This window comes from Phreatobacter sp. GW821-FHT04C01 (assembly GCF_059420385.1).
Map to the genome: position 1 here is coordinate 752,309 of NZ_JBWKTP010000003.1, position 22,992 is coordinate 775,300.

The 22,992-nt window shown below is 67.9% G+C and carries 21 protein-coding genes; 11 read left to right on the plus strand and 10 right to left on the minus strand.

Annotated elements, in window-relative coordinates; all coding sequences use genetic code 11:
* Positions 1–97 precede the first annotated feature (97 nt).
* Entirely contained in the window at positions 98–1,219 is a 1,122-nt protein-coding gene (locus AC07WJ_RS15250; protein WP_494935428.1) for a carboxylate-amine ligase, read from the minus strand.
* Between the two features lie 267 nt (positions 1,220–1,486).
* Positions 1,487–2,233: a 16S rRNA (uracil(1498)-N(3))-methyltransferase gene (locus AC07WJ_RS15255; RefSeq protein ID WP_494935612.1), complete on the minus strand. Its 747-nt coding sequence runs from the start codon at positions 2,231–2,233 to the stop codon at positions 1,487–1,489.
* A gap of 321 nt (positions 2,234–2,554) precedes the next feature.
* Between AC07WJ_RS15255 and AC07WJ_RS15260 the strand changes: the two genes are divergently transcribed.
* Together AC07WJ_RS15260 and ubiA are read left to right on the plus strand one after the other, a co-directional pair.
* The gene (locus AC07WJ_RS15260) at positions 2,555–2,902 is read left to right on the plus strand and encodes a hypothetical protein (protein WP_494935429.1); all 348 of its coding nucleotides are present in this window, start codon (positions 2,555–2,557) and stop codon (positions 2,900–2,902) included.
* A 6-nt stretch (positions 2,903–2,908) separates the two neighbouring features.
* Positions 2,909–3,850: a 4-hydroxybenzoate octaprenyltransferase gene (gene ubiA / locus AC07WJ_RS15265; RefSeq protein ID WP_494935430.1), complete on the plus strand. Its 942-nt coding sequence runs from the start codon at positions 2,909–2,911 to the stop codon at positions 3,848–3,850.
* Positions 3,851–3,869: 19 nt separating this feature from the next.
* On the opposite strand, the gene AC07WJ_RS15270 is transcribed toward ubiA, so the two are convergent.
* The 3 genes from AC07WJ_RS15270 to AC07WJ_RS15280 all read right to left on the minus strand — a co-directional run bounded on the left by AC07WJ_RS15270 (position 3,870) and on the right by AC07WJ_RS15280 (position 5,835).
* Entirely contained in the window at positions 3,870–4,769 is a 900-nt protein-coding gene (locus AC07WJ_RS15270) for a bifunctional riboflavin kinase/FAD synthetase (RefSeq protein ID WP_494935431.1), read from the minus strand.
* A gap of 129 nt (positions 4,770–4,898) precedes the next feature.
* On the minus strand, positions 4,899–5,351 hold the full coding sequence (locus AC07WJ_RS15275) for a MaoC family dehydratase (protein WP_494935432.1): 453 nt from the start codon (positions 5,349–5,351) through the stop codon (positions 4,899–4,901).
* Between the two features lie 97 nt (positions 5,352–5,448).
* A complete protein-coding gene (locus tag AC07WJ_RS15280) occupies positions 5,449–5,835 on the minus strand; it encodes a RidA family protein (protein ID WP_494935433.1) in 387 nt (128 codons plus the stop codon).
* 195 nt (positions 5,836–6,030) lie between these two features.
* Between AC07WJ_RS15280 and AC07WJ_RS15285 the strand changes: the two genes are divergently transcribed.
* Positions 6,031–7,596, plus strand: a complete 1,566-nt coding sequence (locus tag AC07WJ_RS15285; RefSeq protein WP_494935434.1) for an EAL domain-containing protein — start codon at positions 6,031–6,033, stop codon at positions 7,594–7,596.
* 31 nt (positions 7,597–7,627) lie between these two features.
* The gene (gene mutL / locus AC07WJ_RS15290) at positions 7,628–9,466 is read left to right on the plus strand and encodes a DNA mismatch repair endonuclease MutL (protein ID WP_494935435.1); all 1,839 of its coding nucleotides are present in this window, start codon (positions 7,628–7,630) and stop codon (positions 9,464–9,466) included.
* A gap of 21 nt (positions 9,467–9,487) precedes the next feature.
* Here mutL and AC07WJ_RS15295 read toward each other — a convergent pair whose 3' ends face one another.
* On the minus strand, positions 9,488–10,456 hold the full coding sequence (locus AC07WJ_RS15295; RefSeq protein WP_494935436.1) for a LysR family transcriptional regulator: 969 nt from the start codon (positions 10,454–10,456) through the stop codon (positions 9,488–9,490).
* Positions 10,457–10,646: 190 nt separating this feature from the next.
* Positions 10,647–10,775 carry a hypothetical protein gene (locus tag AC07WJ_RS15300; RefSeq protein ID WP_494935437.1) on the minus strand — a complete coding sequence of 43 codons (129 nt, stop codon included), beginning with the start codon at positions 10,773–10,775 and terminating at the stop codon, positions 10,647–10,649.
* 61 nt (positions 10,776–10,836) lie between these two features.
* Here AC07WJ_RS15300 and AC07WJ_RS15305 point away from each other — a divergent pair, with 61 nt between their 5' ends.
* From AC07WJ_RS15305 to AC07WJ_RS15330, 6 genes are all read left to right on the plus strand, one after another.
* Positions 10,837–11,613: an amino acid ABC transporter ATP-binding protein gene (locus tag AC07WJ_RS15305; RefSeq protein ID WP_494935613.1), complete on the plus strand. Its 777-nt coding sequence runs from the start codon at positions 10,837–10,839 to the stop codon at positions 11,611–11,613.
* 4 nt (positions 11,614–11,617) lie between these two features.
* Positions 11,618–12,319: an amino acid ABC transporter permease gene (locus AC07WJ_RS15310; RefSeq protein WP_494935438.1), complete on the plus strand. Its 702-nt coding sequence runs from the start codon at positions 11,618–11,620 to the stop codon at positions 12,317–12,319.
* A 9-nt stretch (positions 12,320–12,328) separates the two neighbouring features.
* The gene (locus AC07WJ_RS15315) at positions 12,329–13,006 is read left to right on the plus strand and encodes an amino acid ABC transporter permease (RefSeq protein ID WP_494935439.1); all 678 of its coding nucleotides are present in this window, start codon (positions 12,329–12,331) and stop codon (positions 13,004–13,006) included.
* Positions 13,007–13,067: 61 nt separating this feature from the next.
* Positions 13,068–13,940, plus strand: coding sequence for a substrate-binding periplasmic protein (locus AC07WJ_RS15320; protein ID WP_494935440.1), 873 nt, complete (start codon positions 13,068–13,070; stop codon positions 13,938–13,940).
* Between the two features lie 81 nt (positions 13,941–14,021).
* Entirely contained in the window at positions 14,022–15,137 is a 1,116-nt protein-coding gene (locus AC07WJ_RS15325) for an amidohydrolase family protein (protein WP_494935441.1), read from the plus strand.
* Between the two features lie 53 nt (positions 15,138–15,190).
* Complete coding sequence (locus AC07WJ_RS15330) at positions 15,191–16,270, plus strand: alanine racemase (protein ID WP_494935442.1); 1,080 nt, start codon at positions 15,191–15,193, stop codon at positions 16,268–16,270.
* Positions 16,271–16,362: 92 nt separating this feature from the next.
* Here AC07WJ_RS15330 and AC07WJ_RS15335 read toward each other — a convergent pair whose 3' ends face one another.
* Both AC07WJ_RS15335 and AC07WJ_RS15340 read right to left on the minus strand, forming a co-directional pair.
* Positions 16,363–17,052, minus strand: a complete 690-nt coding sequence (locus AC07WJ_RS15335) for an HAD family hydrolase (RefSeq protein ID WP_494935443.1) — start codon at positions 17,050–17,052, stop codon at positions 16,363–16,365.
* A gap of 82 nt (positions 17,053–17,134) precedes the next feature.
* Positions 17,135–18,040, minus strand: coding sequence for a patatin-like phospholipase family protein (locus AC07WJ_RS15340; RefSeq protein WP_494935444.1), 906 nt, complete (start codon positions 18,038–18,040; stop codon positions 17,135–17,137).
* A gap of 141 nt (positions 18,041–18,181) precedes the next feature.
* Between AC07WJ_RS15340 and AC07WJ_RS15345 the strand changes: the two genes are divergently transcribed.
* Complete coding sequence (locus AC07WJ_RS15345; RefSeq protein WP_494935445.1) at positions 18,182–19,141, plus strand: alpha/beta hydrolase; 960 nt, start codon at positions 18,182–18,184, stop codon at positions 19,139–19,141.
* Between the two features lie 26 nt (positions 19,142–19,167).
* Here the strand turns inward: AC07WJ_RS15345 and AC07WJ_RS15350 are convergent, their stop codons facing one another.
* Positions 19,168–22,710: a hybrid sensor histidine kinase/response regulator gene (locus tag AC07WJ_RS15350; protein WP_494935446.1), complete on the minus strand. Its 3,543-nt coding sequence runs from the start codon at positions 22,708–22,710 to the stop codon at positions 19,168–19,170.
* Positions 22,711–22,992: the final 282 nt, after the last annotated feature.

The window sequence follows — 22,992 nt, forward strand, 5'->3', positions numbered from 1 at the left end:
TCCCGCGCCTTGCGGCACGGGTTCACGGGGTATTTTCAATCCGGCCGCGTTCCGCGGCGCTCTCCTGCCGCGTCCTGTTTTACTGCCGCGTCATGCTTTACTGAAGCGTCTCCTGGGCAATCCAGGTCTTCACCGCCCTGAGCGCGTCATGGGGCGTCTCGGCGAGGCTGAGCGCCGATTTCCACACCGCCAGCTGGCCGTCCGCGCTGGTCCCGCGCGTCGCGATATTCATGCAATGGGCAACCTCGGCGGCGCAATTCAGCGCCTCGGCCTCCTCCATCACCTGGTCGAGCGTCTCGGCGACCACGTCGCGCACCGAAAGCGTGATGCGGCGCTGCTCGTCGACGAAACTGCCATGCACGCCGTAGCGCTGGGCGCGCCACTTGTTCTCCTGCATCAGGGCGCGCGACACCGGCGACAGATGGGCATTGATCTCGGGATTGCGGATCAGGTGCCGCACCAGGGTGCGGTAGAGCGCCGCGATCGCCAGGGTGTCCTCGACACGGGTGCAACAATCGGGCGCGCGCAGTTCCAGCGTTGGGTATTTGCGCGACGGACGGACCGCCCACCAGACATAGCTGGAATCCTCGATCACCCGGGTTTCCACCAGCAGCGAGATATAGTCGTTGTAGTCGGCTTCGCTGCGGAACATTTCCGGCAGGCCGGTGCGCGGCAACTCGTCATAGGCCGCCAGCCGGTAGCCCATCAGGCCGGTGGCGCGCGTCTGCCAGAACGGCGAGGAGGTCGACAGCGCCACCAGCAGCGGCACATAGGGCATGATCCGGCCCATCACGTCCACCCGGCGCGACAGGTCGTCGAATTCGACATGAACATGCAGGCCGCAGACAATGTTGCGCTGCCCGAGCATCTGCAGGTCGTGCATGACGCTGTCGGAGCGCGGCGTGTCATTGGCCCGTTGCGTCGCCCACAGCGCGGTCGGGTGCGTGCCCGAGGCGAGGATCGCCAGGCCATGCTCGGCGGCGACCTGGCCCAGGGCGCCGCGCATGGCCTTGAGCTCGTTGCGCGCCGTGTCGAAGGACGAATGGACCGAGCTCGCGAGCTCGACCTGCGACTGCAGCAATTCGCCTTTCAAGCGATCGCCGAGGCGCTGCTTGGCGGCGTCGAAGAAGGCCTGCGGCATTCGCCGCATCACGGCCTTGGTCTCGGCGTCTACGACGAAGAACTCTTCCTCGATACCAAAACGGCAGGTGTCCGACATGATTGTCTCCATCTGTTCGGGCACAAAATGTTGGCGCGGATCGCGAGGATGCGAAGCCGCGCAAAGTCGCGGCCGACCCCAGTCGAAACGGGCCGCGACGAGCGACAGGCTGGAGCCGGGCAGGGCGAAAATGTGGCCTAACCGGTCACGCGCTGCCACAGTTCTGTAACTAACTGAAAGATTGCGTGAACTTAAATCGGTTGACTTTTCCGGCCGCGACGGCGTCCGCGCCGCGTCATTTGGTCGCCCGATCGGGTCTTGCCGAATCTACCGCCAGTCGCCGAGAGCGGCCTGGACAACCGCCAGCGCCGCCACCGCGGCGGTGTCGGCGCGCAGGATGCGGGGACCCAGCGACAGGGCGATCGACGGTTGCCTTTTCATGATCATGCTACGTTCCTCGGGCGAGAAGCCGCCCTCCGGACCGATCAGGACGGCGAGCGGCGGCGGCGCGGATGCAAAAGGCCGCAACGCCTCGGCCGGATTGGCCATGGGTGCATCCTCGTCGCAGAAGACCAGCAACCGGTCCGCCGGCAGTGCCGAGAGCACGGCCGGGAGCGGCTTCAGGTCGTCGCACGTGATAACCGACAGGATGCCACATTGTTCCGCCGCCTCGAGAGCATTGGCGCCGATCCGCTCCAGGTTGAGCCTGCCGACCTGGGTGTAGCGCGTGGCCACCGGCACCAGCCGCGACGCGCCCATCTCCACCGCCTTCTGGATCATGTAGTCGAGACGCGCCTGTTTCAGGGGGGCGAAGACGAGCCAGAGGTCGCCCGGATCGGATTGCGGGCGGATCTGCTCCTCGGCGACCAGTTGGACGGCCTTCTTGGCGACGCGTTCGAGCCGCGCCAGCCATTCGCCGTTCACCCCGTCGAAGACATGCAGGGCCGCGCCGTCGGCGAGCCTCATCACATTGACGAGATAGTTGGTCTGGTCGCGATCGCAGGGGATCACCGCGCCGGGGCCGAGAGGCACCCGCACGAACAGCCGCGTCGCGCCGAAATCATAGAGCGCCATGATCGAAAACCTCGCCTCGCCGCAGGTGGCGGATAACCCCGCGATCCCTTGCTGGCAAGATGGAGCGGCAGCGCCGCGCCCCCCGTGTCGGGGTACCGCATTGCCACGATCCTGTCGGATTGATATGGAGAATGCCGCTTTTTGCAGTTCCGCCTTCCTGCGGACACCTTCCGGGGCCGACTGATGCGATGTGTTCTGCCGAACCGCAGTTTGTTTCTCGGGCTGATCACCGCCGCAGCTTTTGCCGCTGCCGTGCCGGCCAGTGCCAACGAGATTTGCCAGAATGAATTCCAGCCCCTGCTGCAGGGGCATCAGCGGGTCATGCAGCAGACCCAGGCGGCCATGCCGCGCGGCCGTCCGACCAGCTTCGACCAGGCCCGCGCCAATGCCCAGCGCGCCTGCACCGCGCTCGGCAATGCCCAGGCCTCGTTCGAGCGGCTGAAGAAGTGGGTTGCCGACAATGCCGACTTCTGCCGCCTGCCGGAGACCATGCTGAACGACGTCACCACCGGCCTCGCCAATGTCAGCCGCAATCGCACCCAGGCTTGCCAGGGCGTCGCGACCCTCGACCGCCAACGTCGCCAGGCCGAGGCCGGGGGCGCCAATCCCTTCGCGCCCCAGGCGGGCCGACGGCCGCAGCTCGACCTGCGCACACCCGGCGCCTTGTAAGCCCTCATGACGATGACCGAGGGCCGGGTCGCCGATGCCGTCCGCGGCTCCTGGGTCGACACGCTCGCCCCTGCCTCATGGCGTCCTTATCTGAGGCTCGCGCGGGCCGACCGGCCGATCGGCTCCTGGCTCCTCCTGTTGCCGTGCTGGTGGTCCGCCGCCTTCGCCGCGATCGCCGCCGGCCACGTCCTGCCCAATCTCTGGCACATGGCCCTGTTCGCCATCGGCGCTGTCGCCATGCGCGGCGCCGGCTGCACCTATAACGACCTGGTCGACCGCGACATCGACGCCATGGTCGAAAGAACGCGGTCCAGGCCCCTGCCGTCGGGCCAGGTGACCGGCCGCCAGGCCAAGCTGTTCCTGATCGCCCAGGTGGTGGTCGGCGCGCTGGTGCTGCTGGCGCTGGCCAAGCCCTTCGCCTGGGCGCTGGGCATCGCCTCGATCGCCATCATCGCGATCTATCCGTTCATGAAGCGCATCACCTCGTGGCCGCAATCGGTGCTAGGCTTGGCTTTCTCATGGGGTGCGCTGATGGGCTGGGCGGCGGCCTTCGGCCGGCTCGATCTGCCGGCCGTCCTGCTTTATGCCGGCTCGATCCTCTGGGTCATCGGCTACGACACCATCTATGCCCATCAGGACCGCGAGGACGATGCCATTGTCGGCGTCAGGTCGACGGCGCTGCTGTTCGGCGAGCGTACGCCGCTCTACCTGTCGCTGTTCTATTCGGGGGCGGTCTTCCTGTTCGCTGCCGCGCTCTGGACGCTCGGCGGCTCGGTGCTGGCCTATTGCGGCCTCGCCGCCTTCGCCCTGCACCTGGCCTGGCAGGTGGCGCGCATCGACATTGCCGATCCCGCCTTGTGCCTGCGGCTGTTCCAGTCGAACCGCGATGCCGGCCTGATCTTCCTGGCCGGCCTGATGGCCGAAGCGGCCCTGCGCGCGGCCGGCTGATCGCCGCCGCGCGAGCCGGTCAGGCCGCTGCCAGGATCGCGCGCGCCTTGGCGCTGTCCTGGTCCATCTGCGCGATCAGCGCGTCCAGTCCGTCGAATTTCAGCTCTTCCCGGATATAGCCGGCGAAAGCGACATCGACCTGACGGCCGTAGAGATCGCCGGCGAAGTCGAAGACATGCACCTCCAGCAGCGGTGCGCCGTTGTCGAAGGTCGGTCGCCGGCCGAAGCTCGCCACCGCATCGTGCCAGACGCCGTCGAGCCCGAGTTTCACCGCATAGATGCCGTGGGCGAGGCGCACATCCGGGGCGAGCCTGAGATTGGCGGTGGGATAGCCGAGGGTCCGGCCCCGTTTGTCGCCATGGATCACCTCGGTCGATATGAACCAGGCATGGCCGAGCAGCGCGTTGGCTTCCGCGATCCGGCCGCCGGCCAGCGCGTCGCGAATGGCGGTCGAGGACACCGTCGCGTCGCCGTCGCACAAGGCGGTCATGCGGGTCACGGCGAAGCCGTGGCCGCGGCCGGCCTCGATCAGGCTCTCGGCATTGCCGGTGCGGCCCGCGCCATAGTGGAAGTCCTGGCCGATGACGACATGGGCGGCCTTGAGCCAGCCGACCAGCACCTGCGTGACGAAATCCTCGGCCGACAATGCGGCAAAGGCCTTGTCGAAGCCGGCGACCGCCACCGCGTCGAGGCCAAGGGCGGCAAGCAGCCGGACCTTGGTCGGCGCATCGGCCAGGCGAAACAGCGGCCGGTCGGGTTGGAAGAACAGCCGTGGATGCGGCTCGAAGGTGAGCACCAGGGCCTTGCGGCCAAGTGTCCGCGCAAGCCCGACCGTCTGCTCGATGACATATTGGTGGCCGCGATGCACCCCGTCGAAATTGCCGATCGCGATCACGCCACCGGCCAGTGCCTCAGGCATCGGCATGGTCCGGGCGAGCACGGGAAAGCTTGGGGATGGCCGCTCGGGCGGCAGGATCAGGGCCATGGAACTCGGGTCACGGGAAAGACGGTCAGCGCGGGCGGACCCTGCCGTTCGGCGCTCCGATCGTCAAGCCGCCGCCATGAGTTCGCGCCGCGACGGCACCCTGACCCAGGCTTCGCCGTCGAGCACGACGGTCGCATCGACGGCGCATTCGCAGGCGAGCCGCGCCCTTTGCCGGCCCTCGATCAATTCGGCCACCTCGACGTGAATGCGCACCACGTCGCCGATCTTCACCGGCGCCTTGAAGTTCAGCGTCTGCGACATGTAGATGGCGCCCGGGCCCGGCAGGCGCGTGCCGATCACCGCCGAAATCAGGCTGGCGGTATAGAGCCCGTGCGCGATGCGCTGGCCGAACCGGGTCTTCGACGCATAGAGCTCGTTCAGGTGAATCGGGTTCTGGTCGCCGGAAATATCGGCGAAGCCGACGACGTCCTGGTCGGTGACGGTCTTGAAGACCAGCTCGGACAGGCCGAGCGTCAGGTCTTCGAAAGCCATGGAGCGGATCGCGCGAACGGGCATGGTGGACCTCCGGGGGCCGGCACCATCACCAGTTTCATGTTGCAATGCAATAGGACCAAGGGCGAAGGGCCGCGCACCCGGTTCGCCGGCGGCCGCCTCAGTCCTGCACCGCCTCGCCTTCGATCTCGACCAGGAAATCGGCCCGGGCGAGCCCGGCGACCTGGATATAGGTCGCGGCGCAGACATGGTCGCCGAGCTTGCGCGCCCTGACGGCCCGGAACGCCGCGACGGCGTCGGGCACGGTGACCAGCGTGACGATCTTGACCAGGTTGCCGATCTCCATGCCGCCGGCCTTGACCACCGCGATCAGGTTGTCGAAGGCCTGTTCGAACTGCGCTTCCAGGCCTTCGGCGACGCTGCCGTCGGGCCGTGTCGCCACCTGGCCGGAAATGATCAGGCGCCGGCCCGCCAACGGGTGGATCGCACCGTGGCGATAGCTCGGCGCGGGGGCGTGGACGGTCGGCGGATCGAAGAAGGTCGGCATGTTCACTCCTGCTGGTGCGATGGTACGGGCAAACCGGCATTAATATGGGGGAACCCGGCCTTTTGTCCGTGGTTCGGTCGAGACGAATCAGGCTGATTCGGGGCACTGTCGCGCGAGCTTGCAGCCACACATGTCGCGATCCTGTCGTGGATGCCAGCTTAGATCTTCGCGCCGGGGGATGAAGACCGCTCAGCCATGCCTCGTTCGGGTTCCTTTTTTGTCGCGCTCTGCATGGTGGCGATCGCCGTTTCGATCGCAACCTTGGCTTATCTCGTCGCCAATGTCGAAGCCGGCTTTTCGGCCGCCATCGCCTTTGGCCTGCTGCTGGCCATGGTGATCGGTCACCTCGGCGCGCAGCGCGCCGGCGATCGTCTCGTCGTCGAGGCGCGGCTGGTCGATCTGACCCGGTCCACCGGCGACATGGCGCATGATCTCGCCGAGTTGGCACGGCGGGTCGAACGCTTCGAGACCATGGCCATGGACAAGGCGAGGGCCGCCACCGAGCCGATCGCCGAGGAAATTGGCGAGCTGGGGGCGCTGGTCAAGCAGTTCGCCGAGACGCTGCAGGTTCACGAGGCGGCGATCGTGCGCGCCAGCGCGCCGGCGGCGCAGCCCGCGGCGGCGCTCCTGGCGCCTTCCGCCGCGCCCGAGCCGCCGCAGGCGGTCGCCGATGCCCCGACGATCGTTCCCGCCCAGGCCCAAGGCCATCGCGCGCACCGCCTCGCCGACACACTTCGCCAGCGCCTGGACCGGGCCGACATGGCATCGGCCGAGACCGTGGCGCTGTCCGAGGCCTTTGGCGGCCTGTCGCGGACCGAGGCCGTGGCGGCGATCAAGGCGGCGATCGACAACAGGCGCAGCGACCTCTACCTGCAGCCGATCGTCACGCTGCCACAGCGCAAGGTGCGTTGGTATCAGGCCTCCGTCAGGCTGCGCAGCGCCGATGGCGACCTGTTCCTGCCGGCCGACTATCGCGGCCTGGCCGAGACCGCCGGCCTGATGCCGACGCTCGATGCCGAGACGCTCGGCCGCTGCATCCAGGTGGTCAGGCGGCTGACGTCGCGCAATCGCGATGTCGGGCTGGTCTGCGATCTCTCCGGCGTGTCGCTGGCCGATGCCGCCTTCTCCACCGAACTCGTCGCCTTGCTCGACGCCAACCGGGTGCTCGCCGGCGCCCTGGTTCTCGGCTTCCGGCAGGAGGCGGTGCGCAACCTGTCGCCGCTGGACGTCGAAACCCTCGGTGCCCTGTCCGACCTCGGCTTCCGTTTCGCCATGGACGGCGTCGGCGATTTGCGCATCGAACCGCGCGATCTCGCCGAAAAGGGCTTCCGCCAGGTGCGGGTCTCGGCCGATTTGATGCTGGCGCGCTCGGCCGATGCCGGCGCCGCCATCCACCCGGCCGATCTCGCCGGCCTGTTTGCCCGCTACGGCATCGATTTCGTGGTCGAGGACATCGACACCGAACCGCTGGTGGTCGACCTGCTCGACTATGATGTGAAGTTCGCCCAGGGGCCGCTGTTCTCGCCGGCCCGTCCGGTGCGCGCCGAGGTGCTCAGCGAAGCCATCCCGGCCCAGACGGCCCCGGCCCCGGCCGCGCGCGCCGCGCGGAGCGAACCGCGTGTCGATCCGCGCTCCGCCGAGCCACCGCAGTCGCTGGGCGCGGCCGCGCTGGCGCACGGGGCCGTGGGGGCGCCGCGTGAGGCGCGCCGGGCCGGCGGCCTCGGCCAGGGCCTGCGCGCGCTGATCCGCGAACGCTCCTGACCTGGCCGCGCGAACGCGCTAGGATCGAATCATGCCTGTCCGCCAGCTTCCCGAAGGGATCGTCAACCGCATCGCAGCCGGCGAAGTCGTCGAGCGGCCGGCGGCCGTGGTCAAGGAACTGGTGGAAAACGCCATCGACGCGGGGGCGACGCGCATCGACGTGCTGATTGGCGGCGGCGGCCGCCGGCTGATCCGGGTCGCCGATGACGGCGCGGGCATGACCCGTGCCGATCTTGCGCTCTGTGTCGAACGCCATGCCACCTCCAAGCTATCAGGCGAGGACCTGCTCGATATCCGCACCCTCGGCTTTCGCGGCGAGGCGCTGCCGTCGATCGGCGCGATCGCGACTCTGACCATCAGCACGCGCCATGCCGACGAGCCGCACGCCTGGTCGCTGGCCGTCGACGCCGGCGACAAGGGTGAGACCATGCCGGCGGCCCTTGCGCGCGGCACGCGCGTCGAGGTCGAGGATCTGTTCTACGCGACGCCCGCCCGGCTGAAATTCCTGAAGAGCGACAGGGCCGAGGCCGCCGCCATCGTCGATGTGGTCAAGCGTCTGTGCCTCTCGCACCCGACGGTCGCCTTTTCGCTCGCCGACGATGCCGCGGGCACCCGCACCTATGCCGCCCAGGCCTTCGGCGAGGCCGGACTGCTGGCGCGTATCGGCGACGTCATGGGCCGCGATTTCGCCGACAACGCGCTTGCTCTCGACGTTTCGCGCCATGGCGTCCGGCTGTTCGGTTTTGCCGGCCTGCCGACCTTCCACAAGGCCACCGCCGGCGCGCAATTCCTGTTCGTCAACGGCCGTCCGATCCGTGACCGGCTGGTGCTCGGCGCCCTGCGCGGCGCCTATGCCGACGTCATGCCACGCGATCGACACCCGGCCGTGGCGCTGTTTCTCGAGCTCGACCCTCACGAGGTCGACGTCAATGTCCATCCTGCCAAGACCGAGGTGCGCTTCCGCGATTCGGCGCTCGTCCGCGGCTTGATCGTCAGCGGGATCAGGGAGGCCATCGCCCGCGCCGCGCCGACCACGGCGACGACCATCGCGACCGCGACGATCAGCGCTTTCCGGGCGCCGCCCGGGCGAGGCGCGCCGGTGCGTGGCTGGGACTGGCGCCAGTCGCCGGCAAGGCCCGGCGGCGCCGGCTTTGCCGAACCGGGCCAGGCCGCCTTCGCACAGGCCGGTTTCTCGCAGCCCGCCTTTGCGCAGGCCGCCTTCGACATGGACATCGCGCCGGGCGCGGATGCGCGGGCAGGTGCTGCGCCACCCGAGCCGGAGGATCTCGACCAGCCGCTGGGCGCGGCGCGCGCCCAGGTGCATGGCACCTATATCCTGGCGCAGACGCGCGACGGGCTGGTCATTGTCGACCAGCACGCCGCCCATGAGCGCCTCGTCTACGAGCGGCTCAAGCGGCAGATGGCCGAGACCGGCATCGGCCGCCAGGCCCTGCTGATCCCGATCGTGGTCGAGCTCGACCCGGCCGACGCCGCCCGTCTGCTGACGCGGGCCGATGACCTCGAACGCTTCGGCCTGGTGATCGAAGGGTTCGGGCCCGGCGCGGTGGTGGTGCGCGAGACGCCGGCGCTGCTCGGCGAAGTCGATGCCGAGGCGCTCACCCGCGACCTCGCCGAACATCTCGCCGAATGGGATACGACCGATCCGCTCGAGCGGCGCCTCCTGTCGGTCGCCGCCACCATGGCCTGCCACGGTTCGGTCCGGGCCGGGCGGCTCCTGAAGCCGGCCGAGATGAACGCGCTGCTGCGCGAGATGGAGGCGACGCCGGGTTCGGCCCAGTGCAATCACGGCCGCCCGACCTCGGTGTCGCTGTCGCTCGGCGATATCGAGCGCCTGTTCGGCCGACGCTGAACCTGCTGTCCGGCCGGCGCTTCATGGGCCGTCCTCGACCCGGAACTGGCTGGGTGAAAGCCATGGCAGCGAGGTCAGGACCTCCGGCAGGTAGAGGTCGCGCAGGATGGCCGAGGACGCCTGGGCGATCTGCGGCACCAGCGCGCCGAATTCGCCGCGCCGGACCACGATGGCCAATTGCCGCGAGAAATTCGGCCCCGGGAATGGCCGCAGCCGGACATTGGCCAGAAGCGGCTTCATCTCGAAGATCGACAGGGGCGTCATGATCGCCCAGCCGAGATCCGCCGCCACCATGCCGAGGATGGTCCGGGCCGAGTCGAACTCGAACTGGCGGGGAATGTCGAGGCGCATGCGGCGCAGCTGCCGCTCGATATCGGCACCGATATGCGAGCGCGCCGCCCAGCGGATCAGCGCCATGGTCGCGCCGAGATGGGCAAGATCCGCCGTCTCGGCGGCCATGGTCCTGGGCAGGGCCAGAAGATAGGGCTCGGTCAGGATCACCTGCCGCTCGATGCCGTCGACGTCATCCATCTGCTCGTTGGTGATGATCAGGTCGAGCGTGTGTTCGAGGAGGCCGGTCCTCAGCGTGCGGGCGAGGCCCGACGAGATCGACAAGGTATGGATCGACGACCTCAGGCGCCGCACCAGCGCGGGGACGAAGGGGGCGGACAGCGATTCCACCAGGCCCACCCGCAATTGCAGTGCCGAGCCGTCGGCCAGCTGCCGGATCGTGATGCCGACCTGATGCGCCTCGTTGAGGATGCGGGCGGCGGTCCGGCCCAGCCATTCGCCCGCCGCGGTGACCAGCAGCGGGCGGCGGCTGCGGTCGATCAGCATGACCCCGAGGGTCTCTTCGAGTTGCTGGACGGCTTGCGAGACCGCCGGTTGGGTCATGTTCAGCCGCTGCGCGGCGAGCGTCATGCTGCGCAGTTCGGAAACCGCGCCGAAGATCTCGAGCGCACGCAGATCATATCCCGATGCCGGTTTCATCGCGCGCTGGCCTCATGGGTTGCCTTCACGGCATATCATAATAATAATCAATTCTATCCAGAGTTCTTCGCTATTCTGCCGGGGCGCGGGAGGTTGCGCAGCCTGGACGGCGGAGCGCTCGAAGACGTCGATCTGTTTCGGTCTTCAGTCAATAAGATTATGTAAAATATGACGAATCATGAAAGTCCGATCACAGGGGTGGGCGATGGTTGCTGGCTGCCGGATCCTTCCGATTGCCTCCATTTCGATCTTTCAGCTCGATGGCTGCTCCGCAAACAGGCTTGCCGCTAAAATCAAAATGCCGAATGTTGCCGTTCATGAACAGACCTTCCGAGCTCGATGATCTCGCGCGGCCGGTGCCGCGGCCCGAAAGGACGGCGATGGCAAGTGAAGCGGCGGTCATCGCGGTCAAGGCGCTCTGCAAGAGCTTCGGAGCCCTGTCGGTCCTCTCCGAGATCTCGCTCGACGTTGCCGAAGGCCAGGTCGTCACCGTCATTGGCGCCAGCGGATCCGGCAAGAGCACCTTCCTGCGCTGCCTGAACCACCTGGAAAAACCGACATCCGGCACGGTCTTCATCGATGGCGAGCCGATCGGCCATCGCCTCGGTCCGAACGGCGTTCTCCTGCCCGACAGCGCCGCCAATATCAGCCGCATGCGTGCCAAGCTCGGCATGGTGTTCCAGCAGTTCAACCTGTGGCCGCACATGACGGTGCTGGAAAACATCATCGAGGCGCCGCTCCTGGTCGCCCGGACGCCGCGCCGCGAGGCGGTCGAACAGGCACGCGCCCTGCTGGCGCGGGTCAATCTGCTCGACAAGCAGGACGTCTATCCGGCGCGGCTGTCCGGCGGCCAGCAGCAGCGGGTGGCGATCGCCCGGGCGCTCGCCATGCGTCCGCGCGTCATGCTGTTCGACGAAGCGACATCGGCACTCGACCCCGAGCTGACGGGCGAAGTCCTCGAGGTGATGAAGGGGCTCGCCCGCGACGGCACCACCATGGTGGTGGTGACCCATGAAATGGCCTTCGCGCGTGAAGTCTCGGATCGGGTGATCTTCCTCCATGCCGGTCGCATCGAGGAGGACGGCGCGCCCGCCGCGGTGTTCGGCGCGCCGAAGAGCGAGCGCTGCCAGCGCTTTCTGTCCTCGATCCTGCAGTGATCCGATGTTCGAACGTCTCAGCGATTCCCTCGATCTGGCGCTGTTCTGGGACTACCGGGCCATGCTGCTCGCCGGGCTCGGCCAGAATGCCCTGATCTTCCTCGGCGCCGCCGTGCTGGCGGTGGCGCTGGCCTTCGCCATCGGCACGGCACGGCTCAGCCGGCACCGGCCGCTGCGCTGGGCGGCGACGGGTTATGCCGAACTGTTCCGCAATACGCCCGAATATATCCTTCTGGTCTGGGTCTATTACATCCTGCCGGTGCTGATCAGCCGGCTCGTGGCCGCGAAGTTCGACCTCAACCCGCAGGCCGCCGCCATCATCGCGCTCGGCGTCGCCTATAGCGGCTTCATGTCGGAAACGGTCCGTGCCGGCCTGCTCTCGGTCCCGGCGGGACACCGCGAGGCGGGGCTCGCGCTCGGCCTGTCGGAGGCGGCCATCGTCCGGCGGATCGTGCTGCCGCAGGCGGTGCGCCGCATGCTGCCGGAAATGCTCAACCAGTTCATCTCGCTGTTCAAGGCGACCTCGATCGTCTCGCTGATCTCGGTGCCCGACATCATGTACCGGGTCTCGATGGTCAATATCGAGGAGATGCGGCCCTTGCCGCTCTATACCGGCGCGGCATTGACCTTCTGCCTGATCATCATCGCCGCGTCCCTCATCGTCCAGCGCCTCACCGATCGCTGGCGTCGTCGCGGCTGGGCGTGAGGGCTGGCGATGATCGACAATTTCCTCCGCTTCGTGGTGGCCAATGCCGGCGTCCTGTTCCAGGGCCTGGGGATCACCGCCTATGTCTGCCTCTGGGCCTTCCTGCTGGCGATCGTGCTCGGCATCACCGCCTGCCTGGTGCGTCTCTACGTGCCCGGCCTGCGCTTCCTGGCGATCGGCTATATCGAGTTCTGCCGCGCCACGCCGATCCTGGTTCAACTGCTCTGGGTCAACTATGTCTGGCCCGACCTGTTCGGTTTCCCGAGCACGGTCATCGGCGCCGGCATCGTCGCCCTGGCGCTGCAGTCGAGCGGCTATCTGGCCGAGACGTTTCGCTCCGGCATCGAAGGCCTGCCGCGCGGCCAGATCGAAGCCGGCCTGTCGGTCGGCCTGAGCCAGCCGCAGATCATGCGCCGGCTGATCGCGCCGCAGGTCCTGCTGGTCATGGCGCCCTCGCTGATCAACCAGCTGACCGTGGTGGTCAAATCCTCGACGCTGGTGTCGGTCATCGCCATTCCCGACCTGATGTATCAGGCCCTCAAGATCGTCAATCAGTGGTTCGAACCGGTCGAGATCCTGACCTCGACCGCGATGATCTACTTTGTCGCGATCTTCCTCATTTCCCTGTCGGCGAACCGGGTCGCCGACCATTTCCACCGGAAATTCGGCGTGGCGCAGCGGCTGTAGCCGGGGCCGCCGGCGTTCTTGCTGCGTCTTGCTCGCGAATACCAACCAGAAGGGGACCGACATGACCGAAGACACGAATGCCAGGCCGGGGCCATCGGGCTTCAACAAGCGCGCGCTGATGGCAGCCGCCCTCGCCGCGGGCGCCGGCGCGGCCATGGCCGGCGCCGCGATGCCGGCGGCGCATGCCCAGCTGCTCGACAGCGGCATCGATCCGAAATCGGTGCTGGCCAAGGTCAAGAAGGGCGAGCCGCTCAATGTCGGCTACGCCCAGACGCCGCTCTGGTTCTACAAGGATGCCAGGAGCGGCGAGCTCAGAGGGGTCTACAAGGACCTGGTCGAGATGCTCGCCCGCGACCTGGAAATGACGGTCGCCTGGCATGAGGTGACCTTCGCCAATGCCACCGTCGGCCTGCGCAAGGGCGACTTCGACCTGTTCGGTTCGTCGGCGGTCTATACCGTTCCCCGCGGACTGGCCTGCAACTTTGTCGGCCCGCTCTGGTCGAAGGGCAGCCTGGCCATCGTGCGCAAGCAGGATGCCGGCAAATACCAGACCGTCGCCGATCTCGATTCGCCCGACGTCACCTTCTCGGTGAATGCCGGCGCCAGCGAGGAGCAGCGCATTCCGCTGCTGTTCCCCAAGGCCAAGGTGACGGCGGTCGCGGGCCAGCAGGCGATGGCGGCCGAGCCGGTGCGCACCGGCCGCGCGACGGTCTATGTGACCGGCGATGTCGATGCGATCGTTCTGGCCAAGCGCAATGCCGCCTGGGCCCATATCGTCGATCAGGCCAATCCTTTCGACAAGCGGCCCAACACCTGGCTGATCCGCCATGGAGACCCGGCCTGGAAGAATTTCCTCGACATGTGGAGCTCCTACATCATCGCCAATGGCGAGGTTCAGCGCCTCTATGACACCTACCTGCGCAACCTGACGTAACGGCGGTCCAGGCCGCAGCCGTCGAAAACGGTCCGCCGCGACGCCGGCGGGCCGAACGCCCCTTCATGCCCGGAGACCAAAATGATCATCGATTGTCACGCCCATGTCTTTCAGCACTGGGCCGGCGCCTGCGGCCATCCGTCGAGCGAGATCCACCGCAAATATATGCAGAAGGTGCAGACCCGGACCTCCGCGCGGGTTTTCCGGGCATGCGACGGCAAGGAGGTTTCCGGGGCCGTGCTGTTCAATGCCGGCGACAATTCCTGGGCCGGCCTGAAGGATGTCGATTTCCGGGTCGGCAATTATGGCCGTCTCGACTTCACCATCGACGGCGAGGACTACCATTCCCAGTACATGCCGGTCGGCATGCAGCAGATGGTGGCGCCGCCGGAACTGATGCTGGCCCAGATGGATTATGCCGGCGTCGACCACAGCCTGCTGCAGACCGGCTGGGGTTATGGCGCGATGAACGATTACAACGCCTTCGCGCAGAACCAGTATCCCGACCGCTTCACCGCCCTCCTGAATGTCGACGAGGCCCGCGCCTTTACCGAGGACGCGCTCGCGGAGTTCGACCGGGCGCATCGCCGGCTCGGGCTGAAGGGGGTCTATTTCGCGCTCGACGCCTTTGCCCGCTACGGCTTCGACGTCACCTTCGACGATCGCCGTTTCGATGTCTTCTGGTCGAAGATCGACGCCGCGTCGCTGCCGGTCTTCTTCGAGATCACCGCCATCCCGCATTATGACGAGGCGAGCTACATCAGCAACGTGGTGCGCCTGCACGGCCTGATGAATCGCTTCAAGAATATCCGCTGGGTGCTGGTCATGGGCCCGCCGGTCGGCTTTTTCGGCCGCTCCGGTTCGTGGAATTTCCCCGAGGAGGTGCTGGCCGCCTATCGCCACGACAATCTCTTGATCGAGCTGATGTTCCCGATCACCTGGGGCGGCGCCTGGGAATACCCCTATGTCGAGGCGCAGGGCCTGGTGCGCGAGATGCGCGACCTGTTCGGCGCGGCCAAGCTCATCTGGGGGTCCGACATGCCCAATGTCGAACGGTTCTGCACCTATCGGCAAAGCCTGGACTATGTGCGCCGTCACTGTACGTTCCTCAGCGCCGGCGAAAAGGATGCCGTCCTCGGCGGCAATCTCGACGCGATGCTCGGCGTCAGCGCCCGGCGCGCGTCGACGGCCGCCTGACCCGTCGCCAGCCCTGATGTCTTGAGACGCGACCATTCCCGCCGGAGACCGCCATGCACCCCGCCAAAGCCAGCCTCGACGCCCCGGAACTGCCGAACGAGGAGGTTGCGACTCCCTGTTTCACGATTTTCGAGGACAGGGTGCTGCACAACCTGCGCCAGACGGCGCGTGCCTGTGGCGGCGTGGCGCGGCTGATGCCGCATCTCAAGACCCATCGCGCGCCCTGGATCGTCCAGCTGCTCCTGGCCAACGGCGTCACGGCCTTCAAGGCGGCGACGACCGCCGAGGTCGAGATGGCGGTGTCGGCCGGGGCCCGCCATGTCACCTGGGCCTATCCGACGTCGAATCTCGCCCATATCCGCCGGTTGGTCGGCCTCGCCGCGGCCGATGAGACGGTGACGCTGGTCGGCATGGTGGATTCGCAACGCGGCCTCGACGCCTGGCGGCCGCTGCTGCGCGATGCGCCGCCCAACATCCGGCTCAGGGTCGACCTCGATCCAGGCCTGGGGCGGACCGGCGTGGCCATGTCGGATCCGGCGCTCGATCTCGCCCGCGCCGTGCACGAGCTCGGCCGCCTCGACGGCTGGCATGTCTATGACGGCCATGTGAAAGGCGACCGGGCCGAGCGCCGCCGCCAGGTCGAGGCCGAGGCCGCGGCGGTGGCGGCGCTGGGCGCGCGGCTGCGGGCCGAGGGCATCGAAACCGACGCCATTGCCGGCGGCAGCTATACCTTCGACCTCTGGCCGCACGACGTCGCGCGTTTCGTTTCGCCGGGCAGCTGGACCTATTCGAGCGCCCAGCATGACCTGGAGCTCGCCGATCTCGGCTGGCAACCGGCAGCCTTCGTGCTCGCCACCGTGATCGCCACCCATGCCGGCACCGCGACGCTCGACGCCGGTTCGAAGGCGATCTCGCCGGACAAGCCGCTGGCCGAACGCTTCCGCTGGGATGGCCGGATCATTCTGATGAACGAAGAGCATACGGTGGTGGAAAGCGACGGCCTGCGGGTCGGCGACCGGGTGTTCCTGATGCCGCAGCACGCCTGCACGACGGCCTATCTTTATGACGAGGGCCTGGTGAAGACCAAGGCGGGCTCCTGGGAGCGCCGGGCCCAGCTGGGCAACGCCCGGTAGGTAGCCCCGCCATTGGCCGGTCAAGCGCCGTGTCTCGCAAAGGGGGCGCCGTCAGGCGTGCGCGTCCGGCCGGTCTTGCAGGCCGCGTGCTCTCACGACGACTGCCCGCCATGGCGCGGAAGCCTGTCCCGCAACAGGGCCAGCACGGCGTGGAGGTCGGGCAGGATGGCGGCGCATCTCGCCCGGGTCTCGGCCGTCGGCTCGAGAATGTCCGGCACCATGATCGGAATGGTGCCGGCGCTATGGGCGGCGGCAATGCCCGGGTTCGAATCCTCGACGGCGACGCAGGCTTCCGGCGGGACACCGAGCCGGGCTGCGGCCAGCAAATAGAGGTCCGGGCTCGGCTTGCCCCTGGCGACGTCGTCGCGGGTCACCACCATCTCGAAACGGTCGCGGATCCCGGCCCGCGACAGATGCAGTTCGGCCGTGCGCCGCGATGACGATGTGGCGATCGCCATCGGGCAGCGTGTCTCGCGCAACGCATCAAGCAGTGCGAGAGCGCCGCGCTTCAGCGGAATTCCCTGTTCGAGCAGCCGGTCCCTGTGCCCGGCGAACGCCGCGTCATAGGCGGCAAAGGGGAAATCGGAACCGTAGCGCGCGCGCAGCATGGCGTCGCAGTCCGGCGCCGGAAGCCCGATCATGGCGTGGCCGAGAGCCGTGGCGTCGGGATAGCCGACCGCGCCGACGGCGGCCACGAGGCTCGCCAGATAGATCGTCTCGGTGTCGACCAGGGTGCCGTCCATATCCAGAAGGATCGCGCTGAAGTCCCACTGTGCCGCCATGCCCGCCGCCCGTCCTGTGTCTGATGCGGCGAGGTCCCGGCCGGCGCCGGGGCCGCTTCGTGGTTTCATGGCCGGTCGCGGTTCAGCGCGGCGGCCCTTCCAGCAATTCCGCCGGGCTCGATTCGAGCGCGCGGGTGAGGCGGCGCTTGACCTCGTCCTTGATCGGATCGCAGGCCGCCAGGATGTCCTTCGCCTTCAGGAAGTCGAGCACGCGAAACGGCTCGACCGGCGGCCGGATGTGGATCGTCGGCCGGTGTTCCGCGAGCCTCACGCCGCTCAGCACCTGCATCATCAGCATGACCGAGCCGAACAGGGCATCCCAGGGGGCCGGCACGGTCTCGTCGATCATGCCGTCGTGAGAGGAACCGTCCAATACGTCGACCGCCAGCACGACGGAGGCGTTGACCTTGTCCACCGGCACCGGATTGATGATGCCGCCGTCGATCAGCACGCGGCCGCCGTGGACGACCGGCCGAAGCGCGCCCGGGATCGCCATGGAGCCGGCGACCGCCGGGATCAGCAGCCCGTTGGAATAGCCGATGTCGAGACGCGCGTGATAGTCGGTCGCCACCACGGTCAGCGGGATGACGAGGTCTTCCAGCAGCAGCGGCACGGCCGGCGGCAGGAAGACCTGCAGGAATTTCTCCGGGTCGATCAGCATGGGGTTGGTCAGGCCGGTGCGGATCAGGTCGGCGAAGCGCCCGACCCGTGTCGTCAGCAGGCGGCGCAGGATGTCGGGGCGAACCTGCAGCATGTCGAGCGCATAGGCGCGGATGTCGCGCCCCGCCATGCCGGCGCAATAGCACGATCCGATGATCGCGCCGATCGACGTGCCGGCCACTTCCTGGGGCCGCAGTCCGAGTTCGTCGAGCGCCTCGATCACGACGATATGGGCCAGCCCCTTGGCGCCGCCGCCGCCCAGCACCAGCGCGAAAGGCGCGGTGGGGTAGCGTGTCCTGCCGTCGGAGAGGGGACCTGTCTGTTGCATGAGCCGAGCCTAACCCGTGGCGGAAATCCCGGCCAGCCGCACGGCGGCGCGGCAGGGGCGCCATGATCAGTTCGGTTGAGCTTGGCGGCCAATTGGCTTAGCGGTTGGTTCTCGTTCCGCTGTCAAACGGTGCCCGCGCGCATGGCCAGCCCCCTTCAGTTCGATCCCTCGCCCTTCGATCCGGCCAATGCACCGGCCGATGCGCTGGCGGTCAACGCCGCCATCCTGAAGCGTCTGGAAACCTGGGACAATTGGGCGGCACCCACCGGTGTCATCCGGCAGCTCCGGCGCGAGGGCAACGGACCGTTTCCGCCACCGGCCGTCTCGGCGCGCGCCGAAACCATCGAAATCAACGGCAAGCATGGCCCGATCGGCCTGCGCATCATCGCGCCGTCCAGGCCGAAGGGCGTCTACCTGCATATTCACGGCGGCGGCTGGGTTCTCGGCGGTGCCGATCAGCACGACATGTGGCTGGAGCGCTTCGCCGACCGCGCCGGCATGGCCTGTGTCTCGGTCGAGTACCGGCTGGCGCCGGAACACCCCTATCCGATGGGACCGGACGATTGCGAAAGCGCCGCGCTCTGGCTGGTCCGCGAGGCCAAGGCGCGGTTCGGCACCGACCGGCTGGTGATCGGCGGCGAGAGCGCCGGCGCGCACCTTGCCACCGTGACCCTGCTCCGGCTGCGCGACCGGCACGGCCTGACGCCGTTCCGTGGCGCCAACCTGCATGCCGGCTGCTACGATCTGGCGCTGACGCCCTCGGTGCGCCGCTGGGGCGCCGAGAAGCTGGTGCTCAACACCCGCGACATCGAAATGTTCGTCCGCCATTTCCTGATCCGGGGCGGCGACGTCAGGAGCCCTGACATCTCGCCGCTGCATGCCGAGCTGAAGGGGCTGCCGCCGGCGCTGTTCACCGTCGGCTCGCGCGATCCGCTCGTCGACGATTCGCTGTTCATGGCGTCGCGCTGGGCGGCCTCCGGCAACCAGGCGGCGCTGGAGGTGTTTCCGGCCGGCTGCCACGTCTTCATCGGGTTCCCGGGGTCGAACACCGACCGCTGCCTGGCCCGCATCGAGGGCTTCATGACCAAGGCCTGCGCCTGATCCGTGCGGGCCATGGCGGTCGAAGCCTATTCGGCCGCCTGCTTCTGCACCCGCCATTGCGCCAGGAGCGCCCTGAGCGTCGCCGGCTTCAGCGGCTTGTGCAGGAGATGGACGTTTTTCTCCTGCGCCCGGTCGCGGACCTCGGGCGAGCGGTCGGCGGTGATCAGGATGGCCGGCAGGGTCGCGCCGAAACGCCAGCGCAACTGCATGACCACGTCGAGGCCATTGCCTTCGTCCAGGTGGTAGTCGACGATCAGCACGTCCGGGATTGCCAATGTCTCGTTGAGCTGATCATGGGCGGTGCGCCAGCCGGACGCGATCAGTGTCCGGCAGCCCCAGCCGGACAGGAGCGCGCGCATGCCCTCGAGGATCTTGGGCTCGTTGTCGATGGCGAGCACGACCAGCCCGTCGAGCGGCGCGGCGCGCAAGGGCGCCGGCGCCGGACCTGCCGCCACCGCCGGCAAGGCCGGTGCGATCGGCGCTTCCACCACGAAGGTCGAACCCTTGCCCAGCCTCGACCGGACGGTCAGCTTGTGGTCGAGGACGCGGGCGATGCGCTCGACGATCGACAGGCCGAGGCCGAGGCCGCGCGCCGTCTTGGATCCCTGCTCGAGGCGCTGGAACTCGTGGAAGATGATGCGCTGCTTGCTCTGCGGGATGCCCGGGCCGCTGTCATGGACCTCGAGCGACAGTTTCGCGCCGCGGCGCCGGCAGCCGACCAGCACGCCGCCCCTGGCGGTATATTTGATCGCGTTGGACACCAGGTTCTGCAGCAGCCGGCGCAACAGCCGCCGGTCCGACCGCACGGCGAGCGTCGAAGGGACGAAGCGCAGCGTCAGGCCCTTCTGCTTCGCCATGGGTGAGAACTCGACCGCCAGCTGGCGGAACAGGTCGTCGATCCGGAAGCTGGTGACCTCCGGTTTCATGGCGCCGGCATCGAGCCTGGAAATATCGAGCAGTGCGCCGAGAATTTCCTCCACCGCCTCCAGGGAGGCGTCGACATTCTGCACCAGGTCGGCGTCCGCGCTCTCGCCGCGCCGCTCGACCAGGCTGGTGGTGTAGAGCCGCGCGGCATTGAGCGGCTGCAGGATGTCGTGGCTGGCCGCCGCCAGGAAGCGTGTCTTGGACAGATTGGCCTCGTCGGCCTCCGCCTTGGCGCGCGCCAGTTCGCCGTTCAGCCGGGTCAGCTCCTCGGTGCGTTCGCGCACGCGCCGCTCCAGCGTCTCGTTGGCGCGCTCGAGCTCCTCGGCGGCGTCGACGCTGGCGGTCACGTCGGTGAAGGTGCTCACCACGCCGCCGTCGGGCAATTGCGCGGCGCGGATCTCGATGACCAGGCCGCGCATGGCGAGCCTTTCGATCTGCGGCTCGGTGGCGGTGAGCAGCCGGTGCGCCCGCTCGGCCACGAGCGTCTCGACCTCGCCCTCGCCGAATTCGCCGCGCGCCGCCAGGCCGCGCAGGACATCGTCGATGCCGGCGCCGATATGAAGGGTCTCCGGCGGCAGGTCGAGCACTTCGGCGAACGGCCGGTTCCAGACCATCAGCTTGCCGTCGCGGTCGAAGACGCTGACCCCCTGGCGGGCGTGTTCGAGGGCGGTCTGCAAGACCTCGCGATTGTACTGCATCGCCGCGTTGGCGTCGTCGAGCAGCTTCAGGGCGTCGGTGGTCGACACCGAGCGCTTCTTCAGGAGCAATGACAGGACGAGGCGCGAGGATGCCGTGCCGATGGCCGAGGCCAGCAGGCGTTCGGCATAGCGCAGCAGCTCGATATCGGCCTCCGCCTGGCCATCGAACGGCTGGCCGCGCTCCTGCGCATAGCTGTCGAAGGCAGCCTCGGTGCGCTCGGCTCCGAGATAACGGCCCACCGTGCCGCGCACCTCGTCGGCGGTGACGGCGGATCGCCAGAGCCGGAAGCTCGGCGCATAGGCCGAAGGCTCGGCCGGCATGAACACATTGGCCTGCAGGGTCTCGATGGCGATCGGCCGGCGCGACAGCGAGCCGGCGATGAACACGGTCACATTGAGCAGCAGCGACCAGAACACGCCATGGGCCAGCGGGTTGAGGTCGGCCAGGCCGAACAGCTCCTGCGGCCGCAGCGCGGCGATGCCGAACGGCCCCTGCGTCACCAGGGCCCGATTGATCGCGCCGGTCTCCACCAGCATCGGCAGAAGCAGGGTATAGACCCAGACCGCGAGCCCGACCCCCATGCCCCAGGCCGCGCCGCGCGCGGTCGCCTGTTTCCAGTACATGCCGCCGAAAAAGGCCGGCGCCAGCTGGGTCACCGCGGCAAACGACAAAAGGCCGATCGAGGCCAACTGGGCATCGCCGGCCACGTGGTAATAGAGATAGGCGGCGATCAGCACGGCCAGGATGATCGTGCGCCGGATCTTGAGAATGGTCGAGCCGAGGTCGCTGCGCTCGTCGCTGGCACCGGCGCTCGAGGGCAATTGGCCGCGCAGCGTCAGCACGGCGGGAATGACCACGTCGTTGGAAATCATGATCGACAGGGCGACCGAGGCGACGATGACCATGGCGGTCGCCGCCGACAGGCCGCCAATGAACCCTGCCAGCGTCAGGATGTCGTTGCCGCGCGACAGCGGCAGCAGCAGGAGGGTCATGTCGCTGTCGAAGCCGCCGGGGGCGAACAGGATCCGGCCGGCCAGCGCGATCGGGATGACGAACAGGTTGATCAGCACCAGATAGATCGGGAACAGCCAGGCGGCGCGCCGGACCTCGCCCGCCGAATGGCTCTCGACCACCACGACATGGAACATGCGCGGCAGCAGGATCGAGCAGACGAAGGCCAAGACGCTCATCGCGAAGAAGGTGCTGAAATCCGGCCAGCGCAATGTCGAGGCCATGATGTCGGGGCGCGCCGTGGCCTGCGCGAAAAGGTCGCCGAACCCATCGAACATGAAATAGGTGACGTAGATCCCGATCGCCAGGAAGCAGACCAGCTTGACGATCGACTCGGCCGCCACCGCCAGCATCAGGCCGTCCTGGTGTTCGGTGGCGTCGGCATGGCGGGTGCCGAACAGCATGGCGAAGGCGGCCATCGCCATGGCGACCAGCAGGGCGAGATCGCCGAAGAACGGCAGGTCATGGGTGATGTTGGCGAATTCGGCCGGCTTGATGGTCGTCAGCAGCGACGACGACACCGCTTTCAGCTGCAGGGCGACATAGGGGATCGTGCCGACCGTGACGATCAGGCAGACCATGCCGGCGACCGCCTGGCTCTTGCCGTAGCGCGCGCCGATGAAATCGGCGACCGAGGTGATGTTCTGCGCCTTGGCGATGCGCACCATGCGCGTCACCAGCGGCCAGAGCAGGCCGAACATGATCATCGGCCCGACATAGATCGCCAGGAAGTCGAAGCCGCTGCGCGCGGCGAGCCCGACCGAGCCGAAAAAGGTCCAGGACGTGCAGTAGACCGCCAATGACAGCGGATAGATCCAGGTGCGGCTGGCCATGGCGCGGTCGCGCGACCGCCGGCGGTCGCCGAGATGGGCGACCAGAAACAGCCCGCCGAGATAGGCGAGCGCGGTGACGATGATGACGAAACTCAGACTCATCGACGACCCGTAGCACTCCCCGCCGCCGCGCCCGATCGGCGCCGTGCGGCAAACCAGGCTGGGCTGGCTCGACCGGACTTCATCACGCGTGACGCCGGCTGTCCAATGGGGCGGCGAGGCAAGGCCGCGCGCGGGCGCCCGCGGTGCGGCGCGAGGGGCTTGCCGGGGCTTCGAACGCGACGCCGCGGTGGACGCGGACGGACAAGCGGTTGCATAGGCGCACGAATTTGCCGATCGTGCCTCTGTCGGGCGCGCGACGCCCAGGCGGCGGTCATCGACAGG

Excerpts from the sequence above, each read along its gene's own strand:
- ubiA (WP_494935430.1), top strand. The coding sequence starts at position 2,909 with ATGACGATGACCGAGGGCCGGGTCGCCGATGCCGTCCGCGGCTCCTGG.
- AC07WJ_RS15305 (WP_494935613.1), top strand. The coding sequence starts at position 10,837 with ATGGCAAGTGAAGCGGCGGTCATCGCGGTCAAGGCGCTCTGCAAGAGC.
- AC07WJ_RS15330 (WP_494935442.1), top strand. The coding sequence starts at position 15,191 with ATGCACCCCGCCAAAGCCAGCCTCGACGCCCCGGAACTGCCGAACGAG.
- AC07WJ_RS15335 (WP_494935443.1), bottom strand. The coding sequence starts at position 17,052 with ATGGCGGCACAGTGGGACTTCAGCGCGATCCTTCTGGATATGGACGGC.
- AC07WJ_RS15270 (WP_494935431.1), bottom strand. The coding sequence starts at position 4,769 with ATGCCTGAGGCACTGGCCGGTGGCGTGATCGCGATCGGCAATTTCGAC.
- AC07WJ_RS15275 (WP_494935432.1), bottom strand. The coding sequence starts at position 5,351 with ATGCCCGTTCGCGCGATCCGCTCCATGGCTTTCGAAGACCTGACGCTC.
- AC07WJ_RS15350 (WP_494935446.1), bottom strand. The coding sequence starts at position 22,710 with ATGAGTCTGAGTTTCGTCATCATCGTCACCGCGCTCGCCTATCTCGGC.
- AC07WJ_RS15310 (WP_494935438.1), top strand. The coding sequence starts at position 11,618 with ATGTTCGAACGTCTCAGCGATTCCCTCGATCTGGCGCTGTTCTGGGAC.
- AC07WJ_RS15255 (WP_494935612.1), bottom strand. The coding sequence starts at position 2,233 with ATGGCGCTCTATGATTTCGGCGCGACGCGGCTGTTCGTGCGGGTGCCT.
- AC07WJ_RS15285 (WP_494935434.1), top strand. The coding sequence starts at position 6,031 with ATGCCTCGTTCGGGTTCCTTTTTTGTCGCGCTCTGCATGGTGGCGATC.
- AC07WJ_RS15325 (WP_494935441.1), top strand. The coding sequence starts at position 14,022 with ATGATCATCGATTGTCACGCCCATGTCTTTCAGCACTGGGCCGGCGCC.
- AC07WJ_RS15320 (WP_494935440.1), top strand. The coding sequence starts at position 13,068 with ATGACCGAAGACACGAATGCCAGGCCGGGGCCATCGGGCTTCAACAAG.
- AC07WJ_RS15250 (WP_494935428.1), bottom strand. The coding sequence starts at position 1,219 with ATGTCGGACACCTGCCGTTTTGGTATCGAGGAAGAGTTCTTCGTCGTA.
- AC07WJ_RS15295 (WP_494935436.1), bottom strand. The coding sequence starts at position 10,456 with ATGAAACCGGCATCGGGATATGATCTGCGTGCGCTCGAGATCTTCGGC.
- AC07WJ_RS15260 (WP_494935429.1), top strand. The coding sequence starts at position 2,555 with ATGCAGCAGACCCAGGCGGCCATGCCGCGCGGCCGTCCGACCAGCTTC.
- AC07WJ_RS15345 (WP_494935445.1), top strand. The coding sequence starts at position 18,182 with ATGGCCAGCCCCCTTCAGTTCGATCCCTCGCCCTTCGATCCGGCCAAT.
- AC07WJ_RS15300 (WP_494935437.1), bottom strand. The coding sequence starts at position 10,775 with ATGAACGGCAACATTCGGCATTTTGATTTTAGCGGCAAGCCTGTTTGC.
- AC07WJ_RS15340 (WP_494935444.1), bottom strand. The coding sequence starts at position 18,040 with ATGCAACAGACAGGTCCCCTCTCCGACGGCAGGACACGCTACCCCACC.
- mutL (WP_494935435.1), top strand. The coding sequence starts at position 7,628 with ATGCCTGTCCGCCAGCTTCCCGAAGGGATCGTCAACCGCATCGCAGCC.
- AC07WJ_RS15280 (WP_494935433.1), bottom strand. The coding sequence starts at position 5,835 with ATGCCGACCTTCTTCGATCCGCCGACCGTCCACGCCCCCGCGCCGAGC.
- AC07WJ_RS15315 (WP_494935439.1), top strand. The coding sequence starts at position 12,329 with ATGATCGACAATTTCCTCCGCTTCGTGGTGGCCAATGCCGGCGTCCTG.